Annotated in this window: 12 protein-coding genes; 4 read left to right on the forward strand and 8 right to left on the reverse strand. The window is 69.7% G+C overall.

Going from position 1 to position 18,292, the window contains the following annotated elements:
* Positions 1-127: 127 nt before the first annotated feature.
* From ACFOWB_RS23370 to ACFOWB_RS23380, 3 genes are read left to right on the forward strand one after another with little or no spacing between them, the layout of a single operon-like run.
* Entirely contained in the window at positions 128-5,239 is a 5,112-nt protein-coding gene (locus tag ACFOWB_RS23370; RefSeq protein ID WP_378149677.1) for a putative Ig domain-containing protein, read from the forward strand.
* Positions 5,236-5,700, forward strand: a complete 465-nt coding sequence (locus ACFOWB_RS23375) for a hypothetical protein (protein ID WP_261404719.1) — start codon at positions 5,236-5,238, stop codon at positions 5,698-5,700. Before ACFOWB_RS23370 ends, ACFOWB_RS23375 begins: the two co-directional genes overlap by 4 nt.
* A 13-nt stretch (positions 5,701-5,713) precedes the next feature.
* Positions 5,714-6,400, forward strand: a complete 687-nt coding sequence (locus ACFOWB_RS23380; RefSeq protein WP_261404720.1) for an SCO family protein — start codon at positions 5,714-5,716, stop codon at positions 6,398-6,400.
* Between the two features lie 173 nt (positions 6,401-6,573).
* On the opposite strand, the gene pbfA is transcribed toward ACFOWB_RS23380, so the two are convergent.
* From pbfA to ACFOWB_RS23415, 7 genes are all read right to left on the reverse strand, one after another.
* Positions 6,574-7,947 carry a (R)-1-hydroxy-2-aminoethylphosphonate ammonia-lyase gene (gene pbfA, locus ACFOWB_RS23385; protein WP_378149680.1) on the reverse strand — a complete coding sequence of 458 codons (1,374 nt, stop codon included), beginning with the start codon at positions 7,945-7,947 and terminating at the stop codon, positions 6,574-6,576.
* Positions 7,944-9,662: a putative 2-aminoethylphosphonate ABC transporter permease subunit gene (locus ACFOWB_RS23390; RefSeq protein ID WP_378149682.1), complete on the reverse strand. Its 1,719-nt coding sequence runs from the start codon at positions 9,660-9,662 to the stop codon at positions 7,944-7,946. The genes pbfA and ACFOWB_RS23390 overlap by 4 nt, the downstream gene beginning before the upstream one ends.
* Positions 9,659-10,759, reverse strand: coding sequence for a putative 2-aminoethylphosphonate ABC transporter ATP-binding protein (locus ACFOWB_RS23395; protein ID WP_378149684.1), 1,101 nt, complete (start codon positions 10,757-10,759; stop codon positions 9,659-9,661). Before ACFOWB_RS23395 ends, ACFOWB_RS23390 begins: the two co-directional genes overlap by 4 nt.
* Positions 10,760-10,954: 195 nt before the next feature.
* Positions 10,955-11,974: a putative 2-aminoethylphosphonate ABC transporter substrate-binding protein gene (locus ACFOWB_RS23400; RefSeq protein WP_378149686.1), complete on the reverse strand. Its 1,020-nt coding sequence runs from the start codon at positions 11,972-11,974 to the stop codon at positions 10,955-10,957.
* Positions 11,975-12,092: 118 nt separating this feature from the next.
* Positions 12,093-13,544, reverse strand: a complete 1,452-nt coding sequence (gene phnY / locus ACFOWB_RS23405; RefSeq protein WP_378149688.1) for a phosphonoacetaldehyde dehydrogenase — start codon at positions 13,542-13,544, stop codon at positions 12,093-12,095.
* Positions 13,545-13,665: 121 nt separating this feature from the next.
* Complete coding sequence (gene phnA, locus ACFOWB_RS23410) at positions 13,666-14,910, reverse strand: phosphonoacetate hydrolase (RefSeq protein ID WP_378149844.1); 1,245 nt, start codon at positions 14,908-14,910, stop codon at positions 13,666-13,668.
* A gap of 194 nt (positions 14,911-15,104) precedes the next feature.
* Positions 15,105-16,277: a 2-aminoethylphosphonate--pyruvate transaminase gene (locus tag ACFOWB_RS23415; protein WP_261404724.1), complete on the reverse strand. Its 1,173-nt coding sequence runs from the start codon at positions 16,275-16,277 to the stop codon at positions 15,105-15,107.
* 108 nt (positions 16,278-16,385) lie between these two features.
* On the opposite strand from ACFOWB_RS23415, the gene ACFOWB_RS23420 reads away from it, so the two are divergent.
* Positions 16,386-17,252 (forward strand): LysR substrate-binding domain-containing protein, encoded by an 867-nt coding sequence (locus ACFOWB_RS23420; RefSeq protein WP_261404725.1) that lies wholly within the window; start codon positions 16,386-16,388, stop codon positions 17,250-17,252.
* A gap of 49 nt (positions 17,253-17,301) precedes the next feature.
* On the opposite strand, the gene ACFOWB_RS23425 is transcribed toward ACFOWB_RS23420, so the two are convergent.
* Positions 17,302-18,159, reverse strand: a complete 858-nt coding sequence (locus ACFOWB_RS23425; protein ID WP_378149691.1) for an EamA family transporter — start codon at positions 18,157-18,159, stop codon at positions 17,302-17,304.
* Between the last annotated feature and the right edge of the window lie 133 nt (positions 18,160-18,292).

The following is an 18,292-nucleotide window of genomic DNA, read 5'->3' on the forward strand; positions in this document are numbered from 1 at the left end:
CAAGAAAATGACGTCCTGTTGTTTAGGTTAATTCGTACAACTCGTGTCAAAAATGCGGAAAGTCAGAGAGACTTAAGCGAGACCGGCTCTTAAGGCCGGCGAACGTCGCTGGCTGGGGAGCCGTAGCATGGCTGGGGGTCGGATCGTCGCGGGCGCGCTGGCGGCGCTGGCGTTGGCGTTTTCAGGGGTCTCGGCGAGCGCCCAGCAGCAGGGCCGCTGGGGCCCGCTGACGAGTCTGCCGCTCGTCCCCTCCTCCGGCGCGGTGCTCAAGAACGGCAAGGTGCTGCTCTGGGCCGCCGACGGCGAATTCGCCTTCGCGTCGAACGGACGGGTCTACGGCGCGCTCTACGATCCGGCGACCGGCGCGGTCGAACGGCGCTCGGCGCAGCTCGGCCACAACATGTTCTGCACCGGCACGACGCTGCTGACGGACGGCCGCGTGCTCGTCAACGGCGGCTCGAACGCCCCGGTCACCAGCATCTACGATCCGGCCGCCGACACCTTCACGCGCGCCCAGGACATGCGCATCCCGCGCGGCTACAACGCCAACACCATCCTGCAGGACGGCTCGGTCCTCACCATCGGCGGCTCGTGGTCGGGCAACGGCGCAGCGCGCAAGGACGGCGAGCTCTGGACGCCGGGCCAGGGCTGGCGCCTGCTGTCGGGCCTGTCGGTCGCGGGCATGCAGTCCACGACGCTGACCGATTTCGGCAAGGACAGCCATTTCGCGCTGATCCCGACCGGCAACGGCCGCGTGCTCTACGCCGCGCCCGGCCCGATGATGCAGTGGATCGACACCACCGGCACGGGCCGCGTGACTGAGGCCGGCCGGCGCGGCGACGACGTGTTCGCCTCGTCCGGCAACGCGCTGATGTACGACGCCGGCAAAATCCTGAAGACCGGCGGCTCGACCCAGTACACCGGCGCGGCCGCGAGCGCGGCGTCCTACGAGATCGACGTCTCGCGCGGCGGCGCGGTGACGACGAAGCTCACCTCGATGATCTATCCGCGCGTCTACCACAACTCGGTTGTGCTGCCGGACGGCCGGGTGCTGATCGTCGGCGGCCAGACCTTCGGCGCGAACTTCCAGGACTCCGACTCCGTCCTCGCGACCGAGATCTGGGACCCCCGCACCAAGCGCTTCACGCTCGCGCCCGCGGTCGCGGCGCCGCGCAACTATCACAGCATCGCGCTGCTGCTGCCGGACGGGCGGGTGCTGGCGGGCGGCGGGGGCCTCTGCGGCAACTGCTCCACCAACCATCCTGACTTCCAGCTCTACGAGCCGAGCTACCTGTTCGACGCGAGCGGAAACCGGCTCGCGCGGCCCGTGATCTCCTCGGCGCCGTCAGAGCTCGCGCTCGGCCGCGCCGCCGACGTCGTCACCAACCGCGAGGTGACGTCCTTCGCGCTGATCCGCATGGGCGCGACGACCCACACGGTGAACTCCGACCAGCGCCGCCTGACGGTGCCGTTCACCCGCACCGGGACCAACGCCTACCGGCTCGCGGTGCCGAGCAACGCCGGCAACCTGCTGCCCGGCTACTGGATGCTGTTCGCGCTCGACTCCGCGGGCACGCCGTCGGTCGCCAAGATCGTGAACGTCGCGCCCACCACGGTCGCGACGCTCGTCGCGCCCGATCCGGTGGCGCTCCAGCTCAATCGGGCCGGGACCGCTCAGCCGACCGTCGTTCCGCTCGGCGACGGCGTGCGCTACTCCGCGACGGGCCTGCCGGCCGGCCTTACGGTCGATCCGCTCACCGCGCGCGTCTCCGGCACGCCGACCGAAACCGGCGCGTTCACCGCCTCGCTGATCGCAACCCGCGGCGACGCCGTGGTCTCGACCGACATGTCGATCGTGGTCGACACCCGTCCGACCGTCGGCGAGGGCCTGCTCGGCGAGTATTTCGGCGGCGCGGCGCTCGCCGGGCCCGTGCTCGCGCAGCGGCGCGAGGCGCTCAACTTCACCTTCGCAGAAACCGGTCCGGGATCGGGCGTGCCGGGCGTCTTCTCCGCGCGCTGGCGCGGGTCGATCCGCCCGACGCGCGGCGGCGCGACGCGGTTCCGCGTCGAGTCCGACGACGGCGTCCGGGTGTGGATCGCCGGCAAGCTGATCGTTGACGACTGGACCCCGCACTCGCCCTCGACCCGCGAGGGCCAGGTCGATCTCGCGCAGGGCGTCGATCACCCGGTCTTCGTCGAATACTTCAACTCCGGCGGCGGCGGCGTGCTCCGCCTGACGCAGATGCGGCCGGGCGATAACGGCTTCGCGCCGGTGCCCGCGACCGAACTCTTCGCGGCGCGCGCGGGCTCGACCGCCAACCTCGCGGCCACGCGGCCAGCCACGATGTCGTCGGTCTCGAACGGCGGCCTCGCCTCGCGCGCGGTCGACGGCAACGTCAACGGCGCGATCTCCGCCAATTCGATCGCCCATAGCGGGCTGCAGAGCCAGCCCTGGTGGCAGGTCGACCTCGGCTCCTCGGTCCCGCTCGACTATGTCCGGATCTGGAAACGCACCGACTGCTGCGCGGACCGGGCCCAGGACCTCACCGTGTTCGTCGCGGGCTTCGACATGACGAGCCGCACCCACGCCTCGCTCGTCGCCGACCCGCTGGTCGCGACCCGCACCTTCGGCGCCTCGACGATCAACGACTTCATCGACGTGCCGGTCTCCGCCGCTGGCCGCTACGTGCGCGTCCAGAAGACCACGACGCCGACGTCCTATCTGAACCTCGCCGAGGTGCAGGTCTTCGGCCTCACCAGCGGCGCCCCGACGATCGCGACGCCCGCGGCCCAGTCGACGCGGACCGGAACCGCGGTCTCGCTCGCGCTGACGGCCGCCGACCCCGACAACGACCCGCTGGCGTTCCGCGCCACGGGCCTGCCGCCGGGCCTCGCCATCGACGCCTTCCGCGGCATGATCTCCGGCTCGCCGACGACCGCCGGATCCTACCGGCCGACCGTCACCGTCACCGATCCGATCGGGCTTGCGGCGAGCGCGAGCTTCAATTGGAGCGTGACCGGCGGCCAGCCCCGCGTCACCGCGCTCGAGGCGACGCCCGTGCAGGCCGGCGCGACCAAGTCCTATGCGCCGACGATCGCGGACGGCGCCGGCGCGACCTTCAGCTGGCGCTTCGGCGACGGCGCGGCCGACACGGCGTTCTCCGCCTCCTCCGCGACCTCGCACGTCTTCGCGCGGCCCGGCGTCTTCAGCGTCGTGCTGGTGATGCGCGCAAGCGACGGCGCGATCTCGACCTACGCCTTCGACCAGGCGGTGTTCGCGGTCGGCGCCGGAACGCCGGGCGGCACGTCCTCGGGCGGATCGGCCCACCAGCCGAGCGGCGCGGGCCTCGGCCGGCTCTGGGTCGTCAACCGCGACAACGACACCGTCTCGGTGATCGATCTCGACGGCCGAAGGCTGCTCGCGGAAGTCCCGGTCGGCCGCAAGCCGTGGTCGCTCGTCCTGACCGGCCGCAACCAGATCTGGGTCGCCAACCGCGAAAGCGCGTCGATCACCGTGGTGGACGGCGCGACCTATCAGGTGCTGCGCACCATCGCGCTGCCGGCGGGCTCGCGCCCCTCCGACGTCGCGACGGTCGGCCAGTGGGGCGACGTGGCGGTGACGCTGGAAGCGACCGGCCAGATCATGCTGCTCGGCCCGCTCGGGGAGAATTACGGCGTCGGCGACGCCGGCCCCGGGCCGCGGCGCATCGCGGTGAACGCCGCGCGCGACAAGGCCTACATCTCGCGCTTCATCACCCCGCCGATCCGCGGCGAGTCGACCGCGGCCCCGAGCGCCGAGGCCAAGCCGACGAAGAAGAAAAAGAAGAAGAACAAGAAGGGCGACGACAAGCTCGCCAAGTCCGCCGCGCCTTCGCCCGCAGCGGCCTTCGGCGGCGAGATCCGGGTGATCGGCCTGTCGGGCATGGTCGAGCGAACCATCGTGCTCGGCCCCTCGGACGCGGTCGACACCGAGGTGAGCGGCCGCGGCGTCCCGAACTATCTCGGCGCCATGGCGATCTCGCCCGACGGCAAGACCGGCTGGGTCCCGTCCAAGATGGACAACGTCTATCGCGGCATGCTGCGGGACGGCCAGCCGCTCAACTTCCAGAACACGGTGCGGGCGATCGTCTCGCGGGTCGACCTGACGACCGGGCTCGAGGATCTTTCCTCGCGCATCGACGTCGACAACGCCGGCGTGGTGAGCGCCGTCGCGATCCATCCGAACGGGGCCTATCTCTTCGCCGCGCTCGAGACGACCCGCACGGTCGCGGTGCTCGACCCCGTCGGCAAGCGCGAACTCATGCGCGTCCCCGTCGGCCAGGCGCCCAACGCGCTGACGCTGCTGCCGGGCGGCCGCTGGCTCGTCGCCCACAACCTGATGGACCGCAGCGTCAGCATGATCGACCTGCAGCCGCTGCTGACGAACGGCGACCGGCGCCTCGCCGTCGCCTCGACCATCCGCACCATCGGGACCGAGAAGCTCACGGCCACCGTGCTGCGCGGCAAGCAGCTGTTCTACGACGCGGTCGACACGCGGCTCGCCCGCGACGGCTACATCAGCTGCGCCTCCTGTCATGACGACGGAGAGGGCGACGGCCGGGTTTGGGATCTCACCGGCTTCGGAGAAGGCCTGCGCAACACGATCTCGCTGCAGGGCCATGGCGGCATGGCGCAGGGCTTCCTGCACTGGACCGGCAATTTCGACGAGGTGCAGGACTTCGAGAAGCAGATCCGCGACCTTGCCGGCGGCACCGGCCTGATGACCGAGGCCGCCTATCTCGCCGGCACCCGGGCCCAGCCGCTCGGCGACAAGAAGGCGGGCCTCAGCGCCGACCTCGACGCGCTCGCGGCCTACGTCTCCTCGCTGACCGTCACGCCCCGCAGCCCCTATGCGGCGGCGAACGGCGGGCTGACTGCGGCCGGACAGGCGGGCCTTGCGGCCTTCAACCGCCTGCAATGCGGCACCTGCCACGCCGGCACGCCCTACACGATCAGCGCCGGCGCGACCGCGCTGCGGAGCGTCGGCACCATCAAGCCGGCGAGCGGCAAGCGGCTCGGCGAGACGCTGACGCGGCTCGACGTGCCGACGCTGCGCGGGGCCTGGGCGACCGCGCCCTATCTCCATGACGGCTCCGCCCCGACGCTGCAGGCCGCGATCAAGGCGCACACCACGCTCGCCGTGCCGGACGCCGACCTCGATTCGCTCGCAGCCTTCGTGCGCGAGCTCGGGCCGCAGTGAGGCCCTCGGCCGCGGCGTTCGGCGCCGAGGCGGCGTCCGCGCCGCGGCGCCGGTTCGCGGTCGCGGCGCTCGTCGTCGTCGCGCTCGCCGCGGCGGCGGTCTTGGCCTGGCGCTCGCCGATCGCGCGCGGCTACATGCTCTTTCACGGCCATGCGGCGCTCGAGGCGAAGATCTTCAGCGGCGTCGCTCTGCCGGTTTCGGCTTCGGCCTGCGTGAACTGCCACGAGGGCGCGGCGTCGGGCGGCCCGCGCGCGATCGCGCGGCTCGACCGGACGACCTTCTCGGCTCCCCGCACGCCGCGCGGCGGCGCGCCGGTCTCCTATGACGAGGCCTCGTTCTGCCGCCTGATGCGGGAGGGCGTCGACCCGGCCTCCGTGATGGTGAGCCGGCTGATGCCGCGCTTCGACGTCTCCGACGCCGACTGCGCCGCGCTGTTCGCCTATGTCAGCCGGCGGCCGTAAGATGAGCCCGACCATGCGCTCGCTCCTCCGCCGCCCTCTGGCGCTCGCCGCCGCCGCGATCGTTCTGCTCGCCGCAGGAGCCGCCGCCGCGATGCTCGCGGTCGAGCGCCCCCGGTCCGCGGCCCTGCCCGAACTGCCGGCCGAGGGAGCAGCGGGCGAGACCGAGACCCACGCCATGCCGTTCGGCCCGATCCGGCCGGCGCGTGCGTTGCCCGACGTCGCGCTCACGCGCCACGACGGGAAGGCGACGACGCTGTCGGCCGAAACTTCGGCGGGACGCTTCACGCTGGTGACGCTGTTCTTCGCCGGCTGCTCCACCACCTGCCCGGTGCAGGGCGCGATCTTCAAGGCCGCGCAGGAGCGCATCGCGGCCAGAAACCTGCCGGCCGACCTCCTTTCGCTCAGCGTCGACGCGCTCGGCGACGACCCGGCGCGACTGACCTCCTGGCTCGAGGCGCAGGGCGCGGCCCCCGGCTGGCGCGCCGCCACGCCGACGCTCGAGGGGGTCGGGCGCCTCGTCGACGCGCTCAAGGGGCGCGGCCGCGGCTACGACGTCCACGACGCCCGCATCTACCTCGTCGATCCGCGCGGGCGGCTCGTCTACGTCACCGAGGACATGCCCTCGCCCGACGCGCTCGCGACGCTCGTCGCCGAGGCCCAGGTGGTGATGGCGGAGAAGGGCGCGGCCGGCTTCGACTGAGGAGGGGCGGAAGCCGACTGCGTGCTTCGAGACGGCCCTTCGGGCCTCCTCAGCATGAGGACGGCCGGAGGTCCGAGAAAGCTAAGGTCTGGCAAGCAAGAACGGTCCTCATGCTGAGGAGCCGGCCGGCGGCCGGCGTCTCGAAGCACGCAGACGGCCCGATGCGGCGTTCCCTAACTCCGCCCCGCCACCGCCCCGTCGATCGCCTGTTCGAGGCGGTCGAGCGCGTCGGCCATCTCGTCGCGGGTCAGGGTCAGGGGCGGGGTGAGGGTCACGACGTTTCCCATCGTGGTCTTGAACGACAGGCCGAGATCAAGCGCTCGGTAGAGGACCTCCTCGGCGAGGTCGCCGTCGGGCGCGCCGTCCGGGGTCACGATGTCGAAGCCGATCAGCAGTCCCCGGCCCCGGACGTCGCGCACGACGTCGAGGCGATCCGCCAGCTCCGACAGGCGCTCGAGCGCGTAAGCGCCGACCGCGGCGGCGTTCTCCACCAGACCCTCGTCCTCGATGATCTCGATCGTGGTGAGCGCCGCGCGGGTCGTCACCGGGTTCTTCTCGTGGGTGTAGTGCCCGAACGCCCAGTCCTGCGCGACGTCGAGCTCGGGCCGCGCCACGACGGCCGCGATCGGCAGGATGCCGCCGCCGAGCGCCTTGCCGAGCACGATGATGTCGGGGACGACGCCGTCATGCTCGCAGGAGAACATTTTTCCGGTCTTGCCGAGCCCGGTCGGGATCTCGTCGAAGATCAGCTTCACGCCGTGGCGGTCACAGATCCCGCGCGCCTGCGCCCAGAAACCCGGCGGCGCGACGTAAGGAACCGCGCGCGTCGGCTCGGCGACGAGCGCCGCGACGTCCGGGTCGCGCGAGAGCACATAGTCGATCATCCGCGCGCAGGCCGCGCCGCTCTCCTCCGGCGTCCGGCCGCCGTAGGGGCAGCGCGAACCGCCGCCGAAGGGCGCGACATGGAGCGCGCCCGCCACCATGGGCGCGGCGGGCCCCGACCGGAACAGCGCCTCGCCCGACATCGCGCCGGCGCCGACGCCCGCGCCGTGGAAGGCGTCCCAGAACGACAGCGTCTTGGTGCGGCCGGTCGCGGCGCGCGCGATCTTGACCGCAAGCTCCACCGCGTCCGAGCCGCCGGTGGTGAACAGCACCTTCGACAATGTCCCCGGCGTGATCTGGCCGAGCTTTTCGGCGAGCATCGCCGCGGGTTCGCAGGCGTAGCGGCGCGGCGCGAACGGCAGCGCGTCCATCTGCGCCGCGATCGCGGCCTTCAGCCTCGGATGGCCGTATCCGATGTGGTGGACGTTGTTGCCGTGGAAATCCATGTAGCGGCGCCCGGCGACGTCCTCGATCCAGATCCCTTCGGCCTTGGCGATCGCGTTGAGGCAGGGCGTCGAGACCGACTGGCGCAGGAAGCCGCGTTCGTCGCGGGCGAGCAGCGCGCGGGTCTCGCCGTCGAGCGCGCTCGCCTGCCAGGCGGCGCGGCGGTCCGTGAGGTTGGTGTCGCTCTCGGATTCGGCGACGAGCCGCGCCTTCGCGCTCACCGCTCGCGCCATTTCTGCAGGCGTCCGAACACGAGCCACGTCAGGACGACGTGGAGGATCTTCACGCCGATGGCGGTCGCCATGATCACGGTCGCCATCGCGGCGGCGGAGGCCACGGCGCCGGCCTCGTCCATGTGCACGATCGCGATCGAGGCGAGCTTGGTGTCTGCGCCGTAGAGGAAGATCACGGCCGAGACCGTCGTCATGGCGTTGACGAAGAGATAGACCGCGATGTCGAGGATCGCCGGCATGCAGATCGGCGCGGTGACGCGGGAGAACGTGCGCCAGAACGGAACTTTCAGCGAGGCCGCCACCGCCTCGAACTCGGGATCGAGCTGCTTGAGGCTCGTCAGCGCCGTGATGTGCGCCACCGTGAAGTAATGCGCGACGGTGTTGATCACCAGAACGGTCAGCGTGCCGTAGAACACGTTGAGCGGGTTCCACGAGGCGTTGAAGAAGAACACGTAGCCGAGGCCGAGCACGAGGCCGGGCACCGCCATCGGCAGCATGGCGAGGAAATGCGCGAAGCCCCGCAGGCGCGGGAAGACGCGGATCTTCTCGATCAGATAGGCCCCGACGAAGACCAGCGGCGCGCCCACGAGCGCGGTGAGGCCGGCGAGTTTCAGCGAATTGAAGTAGCCGTCCCAGCCGGTCGGCTCGACATTGGCGAAGTCGTAATTGGCGAGCGTCAGCGACAGGTTGTAGGGCCAGTAGCGCACGAACGAGCCCCATGCCGCGACGCCGTAGGTCGCGACGATGAGGAGCGCGATCAGGCCCGCGAAAGCGAACAGGCCGAGGTCGCGGCGCCGGTCGGGCTTGGGACGGTAGGGCACGGCGCGTGCCGAGAGCAGCGCCGTCTGGCGCTTCTGCGCTCGGCGATCGACGAAGAACGCGGCGATCGCCGGAACGAGCAGGACGATGCCCACCACCGCGCCCATCGGAAAGTTCTGCTGGCCGACGACCTGCCGGTAGGCGTCGGTGGCGAGCACGTCGAACTGGCCGCCGATCACCTTCGGGATGCCGAAGTCGGTGATGACGAGCGTAAACACGACGAAGGCGGCCGAGATCAGTCCGTAGCGCGCGCCCGGCAGGGTGATGGTCCAGAAGATGCGGGCGCGGCTCGTGCCCATGGCGTCGGCCGCCTCGCGCAGGCGACCGTCGGACAGCGAGAGCGCGGTGGTGAGGATCAGCAGCGCGTGCGGGAAGGTGTAGAGCGCCTCCGCCATCACGATGCCGATCGGCCCGTAGAGCGAGCGGCCCATCATCCAGGACTTCAAAAGCCCCTGGTTGCCGAAGAGATAGATGAGCGAAAGGCCCGCGAGCAGCGAGGGCGCGAAGATCGGCAGAAGCGCGGCGGCGTAAAGCGCCCCCTTGAGCGGCGCGCAGGAGCGGGTCAGCGCATAGGCGAAGCCGAAGGCGAGCGGGATCACGATCGCGGTCGCGAGCCCCGAGACCCACACGCTGTTGACGAGCGACGCCATCAGCGTCGGGTTGCCGGCATAGGCCAGGAAGTTCGCGAGCCCGACGAACTGGCCGTCGGTGTTCTGCGCGCTCTTCGACAGAAGCGCCCAGAGCGGCAGCGCGATGATGAGGACGAGGACGCCGGCGATCGCCGCGATCATCAGACCCGCCGCCTGCCGCTCGCTGACGATCGGCGCCGCGCGCGGGGCCTTGGCCGGAGCGATGGCCGGCATCCGGGCGGCGATCTCGCTCACGACGGCGCGCCCGGGAACACCCGGAGGCTGTCGGGCGGGAACGCCACCGGCCGCACGTCGCCCTCGGCGAGGCCGAGGTCGCGCATGGCGTTGGCGGGCACGTCGGCCGAGATGACGAGGCCGCTGGAGCCGGTCGGCTCCAGCCGCGCGCGACAGAAGGAGCCGAGGAAAGCGAGTTCGCCGATCCGCGCCTCGAAGCGGTTGGGGGTGGCGTCGTCGAGCCCCTGCAGCCGCGCCGTCTCGGGCCGCAGCGCGAGCCGCACGGGCGCGCCGACCGAGCCTTGCGCGTCCTCGGCGACCGTGAACTCGATGCCGCCGACCCGCACCCGGCGCGGACCCGCGAGGACGCCGTCGAGGAACGTCATGTGGCCGACGAAGTCCGCCACGAAGGGGGTTCTGGGCGCGCCATAGATTTCGGACGGCGCGCCGACCTGCTCGATCACGCCGTGGTTCATCACCACGATGCGGTCGGCCATGGCGAGCGCCTCCTCCTGGTCGTGCGTCACCATGATGGTGGTGACGCCGAGCCGCTGCTGGAGATCGCGGATCTGGTCGCGCAGCCGCACGCGCACCTTGGCGTCGAGCGCCGAAAGCGGCTCGTCGAGCAGCAGCAGGCCGGGCGAGGTCGCGAGCGCCCGGGCGAGCGCGACGCGCTGCTGCTGGCCGCCGGAAAGCTGGCCCGGAAACTTCTCGCCCTGATCCGGCAGGCCGACCAGCGCCAGAAGCTCGGCGACGCGCTCGGCGATCTCCTTGCGCGGCCGGCTGCGATTGACGAGGCCGTAGCCGACGTTCTTCGCGACGGTCAGGTTCGGAAACAGCGCGTAGGACTGGAACACGATGCCGAAGTCGCGCTCGGACGGCGGCGCCTTCGAGACGTCGCGGCCCCCGATATGGATCGAGCCCTCGTCCTGCGGGTCGAGGCCGGCGATCGCGCGCAGCAGCGTGGTCTTTCCGCAGCCCGACGGCCCGAGGAAGGACACGAACTCGCCGCGCGCGACGTCGAGGTCGATGTTTTCGAGCGCCGTGAAGGCGCCGTAGCTCTTCCGCAGGCCGCGGACGCTCAGGAACGGATCTGCGATCGGCTGGGATGCGGTCATGGCTCGATCCTCTGTCGCGTCGCTGTCTCGAGGAACTGCGTGCTTCGAGACGCCTCGGCTTCGCCAAGGCTCCTCAGCATGAGGGAGGTGGGCGGATTTCCCACTCCAGAATGGCGTCCTCAACATTCCTCATGCTGAGGAGCCCGAAGGGCGTCTCGAAGCACGCGCAACGCCTGCTCCGAGACGCCTGAGCGCTTACTTCTTCGGCGCGGCCTTGGACTCGTAGCGCTTCGACCACTCGGCGAGCACGCGCTCTCGGTTGTCCGCCATCCAGCCGAGATCGTTCTTGATCATGGCCTTGTCGGCGCCGGCCGGATAGTTGGCGGGCGGGCTGTCGGCGCCCGGATAGGCCACCACGGCGTAGGTCTTGGCGAACAGCTTGTTGGCGTCCTCGGTCGCGACCCAGTCGGCGATCTTCCTGGCGGCCTCGGCGTTCTTGGTTCCCTTCACGATCGCCGCGGCCTCCATGTCCCAGCCGACGCCGCCTTCGGGGAAGATGACCTCGATCGGCGCGCCCTTGGTCTTCTCGGAGGCGCCGCGCATGTCGAGCGCGAGCCCGACGAGCTGCTCGCCGCGCGCGGCCTGGACGCAAGGCGCCGAGCCCGAGTGCAGATAGGCGGCGATGTTCTCGTGCAGCCCGTCCATGAACTGCCAGCCGGCGTCCTCGCCCATCGACTGGAGCCAACCCGCGACCATGAGATAGCCGGTGCCCGACGACGCCGGATGCGGCATCACGATCTTGCCCTTGAAGTCGGGCTTCAGCAGATCCTTCCAGGACTTCGGGGCCGCGACCCCGCCGGCTTCCGCCGTGTTGAAGCAGACCGCGCCGAGGAACGCGTCCATGCCGGTCCAGGCATAGGGCTCCTTGGAGTCGCGGAACTCGGGCTTCAGCTTGTCAACGCCGGCGGGCTTGTAGGGCTCGAGCAGGCCCGCCTTCTCGAACATCAGCAGCGAGGAGGCCGCGAGCCCGATCACCATGTCGGCGCGCGGATTGTCCTTCTCGGCGAGGAAGCGGGCGGTGATGACGCCGGTCGAGTCACGCACCCACACCACTTCGGCCTCGGGCACGGCCGTCTCGATCGCCGACTTGAAGGTCTTGAGCTGGTCGTTTTCGAGCGCCGTATAGACCGTCACCTTCGCCTTGTCGGCGAAAGCAACGTTTGGCGTCGAAAGCGCAAGAGCGGCCGTAATGCCGGCCAAGATCCACGTCTTCACCGTCGCATATCCCTGTGTTCGACGCCGCTAAGCGGCCAAATAAAAAGTAACGTCTTCTTATATTGGACCTCTGTGACACTTCATTGACAAGAAGTGTTTTTAGTCACTTCGCCTAAACTTACGCCGCCCAGGGCATCGACCAGGTTCGTACGTTTGTGAAGCTCTTCATCGCCTCCACGACGCCTTCCTTGTAGCCAAGGCCCGAATCCTTGATTCCGCCGAAGGGCGACATCTCGATCCGGTAGCCCGGGACTTCCCAGACATTGACCGTGCCAACCTCGAGCTCGGCCACGAAGCGCGACACGTAGTCGAGCCGATCGGTGCACACGCCCGAGGAGAGGCCGTAGTCCGTCGAGTTCGAGATGCGGATGACCTCCGCGATGTCGTCCGGGCAGCGCACGATCGGGATCACGGGCCCGAAGGTCTCCTCGTGCACGAGCTCGCAGTCGTAGGGCACGTTGTCCACGACCGTCGGGGCGAACAGCGCGCCCTTGCGCGGCGCGCCGTGCAGCACCTCCGCGCCCTTGGAGACGGCGTCGTTCACACGGTTCTCGAACAGGATCGCGGAGCGCTCGTTGATCACCGTGCCGACGTCGGTCGCGGGATCCATCGGGTCGCCGGACTTCAGCTTCTTCGCCTTCTCGACCACGAGCCGCGAAAACTCGTCGGCGACCGCGTTCACCACCAGGATGCGCTTCACCGCCGTGCAGCGCTGGCCGGAGTTCTTGGTCGCGCCCGTCACCGCAAGCTCGGCGGCCTTGTCGAGGTCGGCGTCCTCCATGACGATCAGCGGATCGTTGCCGCCGAGCTCGAGCACGATGCGCTTGTACCCGGCCGTGTTGGCGATGTGCTTGCCCACTCGCACCGAGCCCGTGAAGGTCACGAGGTCGGCGTCGGGGTCGGTGATCATGGCGTCGCCCATGGTGGACGGGTTGCCGGTCACGACCGACAGCATCTCGGGCGGCAGGCCCGCCTCGTAGAGCACGTCGGCGAGCGCGAGCGCGGTGAGCGGCGTGAGCTCGGTCGGCTTCAGCACCAGGCGGTTGTTGGTCGCGATCGCCGGCGCGAGCTTGTGGCTCACCATGTTGAGCGGGTGGTTGAACGGCGTGATGGCGGAGATGACGCCCAAGAGCGGCGTGCGCGTCGTGAAGATCTTGCGCGCCTTGCCGTTCGGGGAGATGTCGCAGGAATAGATCTCGCCGTCGTCCTTGATGGTGAGCTGCGCGGCGAACGACCAGACGTCGTAGGCGCGGCTCGCCTCGTAGAGCCCGTCCTTCCAGCAGAGCCCGGTCTCGGCGACGATGAGGCGGGCGAAGTCTTCCCGACGGTCGCGCAGGAGTTCGGCCGTGCGCTGCAGGATCTGCTGGCGCTCGTAGCGGGTCAGCTTCGGCTTGAAGGCGCGGGCTTTCTGGAAAGCCTCGCGCACATGCTCGGCGCGCGCCGCCGGCACGGTGCCGACGACCGAATTGTCGTAGGGGTTGAAGACCTCGACGATGTCGTCGGTCTGCACGAGCTTGCCCGCGATCCGCATGGCCTCGCGGCGGAAGGGCGGCTTGACGTTGGCGTTCATCGGCTCGCTTTCCGTGTCTCCGCCGTCATGCCCGGCGAAGCCGGGTATCCACGACTTGGTCGTGAAGCGTGGCGGTTCAGAAGTCGTGGATGCCCGCAAAAGCGGGCATGACGGTCGTGTTTCACCGCACCAGGTTCAGCGCGACGTCGAAGACGTCGAAGTTGCGAAGCGTGCGGCCCTCGGGGACCTCGATCGGCCGGTTCGCGATCATCGGCACGACCTGTTCGGTGAGCCCGCCATGGCTGCGCAGCGGCTCGGTGAGGCCCGAAAGGTCGTGGCGCGCGGCCGACGTACCGAGCACCTTATGGCGGTCGCACAGCACCACGACGTCGCCGATGCGGTCGGCCGGAAGCTCGAAGCGCTTGCACGCCTCGATGGCCGGGATCGCCACCGTGACGCCCTCGATGTTCCTGGCGATCTCGACCACCGCCTCGCGGTGCTTGGGATCGACATAGACGGTGGCGAAGGAGCCCAATGCGCCGTGATGCGCGACGTAAGGGTCGGTGATCGGCAGGATGACGCGCGTGACGCCCGCGCCGAGCTTCTCGTCGAGGATCTCCTGCAGATAGATGACGTCGGGCGAGCCGTCCGCGAGATGCTTGTCGTTCATGCCGTGGTCGGCGGTCATGACGAGCGTGCAGCCGGCCGCGTCGAGTTCGCCGACGTAACGGTCGAACATCGCATAGAAGCTGTTGGCGAACTCCGAGCCCGGCGCCGCCTTGTGCTGCACGTAGTCGGTGGTCGACAGATACATGACGTCCGGCCGGAAGCCGTTCAGCAGCTTCACGCCCGCGGCGAAGACGAATTCGGAGAGGTCGGCGCTGTAGACCTCGGGCAGCGGCTTGCCGACGAAGTCGAGCACGTCCTCGATCCCGTTCTCGGCCATGTTCGCGCGGTCGGCCTTCTCCGACGAGAAGGCGATCGCGGTCCCCTTCGAGAAATCGAGGCCCTTGCCGAGCAGCGTGCGCAGCTTGTCCTTGGCCGTCACCATCGCGACCTTCATGCCGGCCTTCTGGAGCTCGGCGAGGATGGTGGGCGCGCGCAGGAACTTCGCGTCGTTCATCATCACTTCTTCGTCCTTCTCGCGGTCGAAGAAGAAGTTGCCGGCGATGCCGTGCACCGAGGGTGGGCGGCCGGTGATGATCGAGAGGTTGTTGGGGTTGGTGAAGCTCGGGATCACCGAGAGCGCGGTGGTCGAGGCGCCGGTCTTCATCAGCCTGTCGAGGTTCGGCGCGAGGCCGGCCTCGATCGCGGCCTCGATGTAGCCGGGCTCGGAGCCGTCGACGCAGATGACGACGACGGGCTTTTCGGGCCGTCGATACGTGCGCCCGTTGGCGAGGACGTCGGAGCCGATGTTCACGTGCATGTTCATCCCGGAAGCTCCCGTTTCAAAAAGACCTGCATCGATCAACTGCGTCCTTCGAGACGGCTTCCTCCGGAAGCCTCCTCAGGATGAGGACCGTTGAACTGCTGCGCTCCCGGCGTCCTCAACATCCCTCATGCTGAGGAGGCCCGGAGGGCCGTCTCGAAGCACGCACTTCGCGCGCCCCAAGGCGTCGTTCACGCCGCCGTCTTGAGCCCCACGCCCATTTCGTCGAGCACTTCGGCCACCACGCCCACGAAGGCGCTCATGTCGGCCGCGTGGAGATCGCCGATGCAGCCGATGCGGAAGCTTTCCGCGACCGTCAGCTTGCCCGGATAGATCACGTAGCCGCGGTCCTTCAGCGCGTCGTAGAAGCGCTGGAACGCGAAGCGCTCGTCGGCCGGCATCCGGAACGTCACGATGATCGGGGCCTGGCGCGCCGCCGGCAGCAGCGTCTCGAAGCCGAGCCGCGCCATGCCGTCGATCAGGATGCGGGCGTTGTCGGCGTAGCGCTCGCCGCGGCCCGCGACCCCGCCCTCGGCCCAGAACTCCTGCAGCGCCTGATGAAACGCCACGATGACGTGGATCGGCGGCGTGAAGCGATACTGGCCGGTCTTGGAGATCGCCTGGTGCTGGTCGTGGAGGTCGAGCACCAGCGTGGTGGCGTTCCCCTTGGTCTCCTCGAGCGCGGAGGCCCGCGCCAGCACGAAGCCGAGGCCCGGCACCCCCTGGATGCACTTGTTCGACGAGGCCGCGACCGCGTCGAACGTCACCTCGCGGGCGTCGAGCGGCAGCGCGCCGAAGGCGCTCATGGCGTCGATGAGGAGGCGCCGTCCGTGGCGCTTCACGAGCGCGGCCACCGCCTCGACGGGATTGCGGATGCCGCTCGTGGTCTCGCAATGGACGACGAAGACGTGGGTGATCGCGGCGTCGGCCTCGAGGATCTGCTCGATCTCGGCGAGGTCCGGAGGGGTGTCTTCCGCGGTCTCATGCACGACGGCGGCGCGGCCCGCGATGTCCAGGATCTTCTTGGCGCGGAGCCCGTAGGCGCCGTTCACCAGCACGAGGCACTTAGCCGAACGCGGCACGAAGCTCGTCAGCATCGCCTCGACCGCGAAGGTGCCGGAGCCCTGCATCGGCACGGTGACGAAGTCGGCCTCGCCGTGGATGATCTTCGGCAGCCCCTCGAGCACCGCCGTGTTGATCGCGATGAAGGTCGCGTCGCGCGAGCCCCAGTCGTGGACCATGACCTCCTTGACCGACTTCGACGTGGTCAGGGGCCCCGGCGTCAGCAGCAGCGGATCGCCGGTGACGGACTGGGCGGGCGCCCTTGCGGGCGTCTTGGCGGAAGCGGTTCGGGCGGAAGACATCGGGCGTTTCCTGTCCTGAAGTCGTTGACCGTGAGAGCACGCTAGCCCGCGGGCTTCCGATAGGTCCAATATCGTGTTTCAATCTCATGCATAGATGGAGCCTATGCATTGGCGATCAGCGGAACGGGGCTCGCGGCGTTTCACGCGGTGGCGCAGGCCGGCGGCTTCACGAAAGCCGCGCGGGCCAGGAACGTCAGCCAGCCGACGCTGTCGGCGCAGGTGCGGGCGCTCGAAGAGGCCTATGGCGTGCGCCTGTTCGACCGCGTCGGCCGGAGCGTGAAGCTCACCCCGCTTGGCCAGAGCCTTCAGGTCATCACCGCGCGTCTGTTCGCCGCGGAGGACGAAGCCGAGGCGCTGCTCGCGGGCGTTCGCACCCTGTCGCGCGGGCATCTCAGGATCGCGGCCGACAGCGCCGCCCATGTGATGCCCGCGCTCGGGCGCATCCGGGAGAAGCATCCGGGGCTGACCTTTTCGCTTACGATCGGCAACTCGTCGGACGTGCTGACCGAGCTTCTGAACCATTCCGCCGACGTCGGCGTGACGGCGAAGCAGACGTCGGATCCGCGCATCCGCTCGGTGCGGCTGATGAGCGACCGGCTCGTCGGCTTCCTGCGCGACGACCACCCCTTCGCCAGGCGCGACACGACGCCGATCGAGGCCTTCGAGACGCAGGACGTCGTGCTGCGCGAGCGCGGCTCCATCACCCGCGAGGTGTTCGAGGCGCGGCTCGCGGAGGCGGGCGTGCGCCCCGGCCATTTGCTCGAGGTCCAGACCCGCGAAGCCGTGCGCGAAGCGGTCATGACGGGTTTCGGAATCGGGGTGATCTTCAGCTCGGAGTTCCGCGAGGGCGAGGGGCTGAAAAGCGTGGAGATCACCGGCGCGGACCTGAGCGTCGCCGAATACGCCGTGTGCCTGGAGGAGCGGCGCCGCATCCCGCTGGTCCGCAGCTTCATGGACGCGGTGCAGGCCGACTAGGGCGGGGACGCCGGCCGGTCCCCTCTCCCGCAAGCGGGAGAGGGAAGACCTACCCCATCCGCATCAGCACGAGGGCGCAGACGATGAGCGCGGCCGCGCCCGCCCGGCTCCATTGCAGCGGCTCCTTCAAGAGCACCACCGCGATGAGCGCCGCGAACAGCACGCTCGACTCCCGCACGGCCGCGACCAGCGGGATCGGCGCCACCGTCATGGCCCAGATCGCGATCCAGTATGAGCCGAGCGACATCGCTCCGCCCGCGAGCCCCTGGAGCAGATATGGGCGCATCGGCGCGAGGCCCGCCGCGCCGCGCCGCCAGAGCGCGTAGAGCACGAGCGGAAAGCCGTCGATCACGAACAGCGCCGAGGAATAAGCGTGCGGGTCGCCGGCGGTGCGCGCGCCGATCCCGTCGACCAGCGTGTAGCCGGAGATCATGAGCGCGGTGAGCCCGGCGAAGCCGAGCGCGACGGGGTCGAAGGCCTGGCCCTTCCGCCGCCCGAGAAGCGAGATCAGCATGACGCCGCAGCCGAGCGCCGCGATCCCCGCCCCCTGCACGGGCGAGATCGCCTCTCCGACGAGCGCGACGCTTGCAAAGGCGGTCACGAGCGGCGCCCCGCCGCGCGCGATCGGATAGATCTGGCTCATGTCGGCGCGGGCGTAGGCGGCGGTGAGCGCGAGATAATAGCCGAGGTGGAGCGCGATCGAGGCGATGAGCCACGGCCAGGCATCGAGCTTCGGGAAGCCGAACCAGACGAGGCCCGGAAGCCCGACGACGCCGGCGCCGGCGGTCACCAGCGCCATGGCGAGGAACGGCTCGATCCTGAGCTTCAGGAACGCGTTCCAGCCGGCGTGCATCGCGGCGGCCGCGAGCACCGCGAGGAAGACGTGCGGCTCCATGCCGGTCGTCATGACGAATAGGATCTGCGTGCTTTAAGGCGCGCCGCGCTCTTGTCCCGGACCTGATCCGGGACCCAGAACCGACGCCGCTCGCCGGAAAGAGCGCTGTCGCAGGATCGCGGCGTTTCTCTTTCAGAGGCGGTCG

It is taken from the genome of Chenggangzhangella methanolivorans, from assembly GCF_042648545.1.
GTDB lineage: Bacteria > Pseudomonadota > Alphaproteobacteria > Rhizobiales > Methylopilaceae > Methylopila > Methylopila methanolivorans.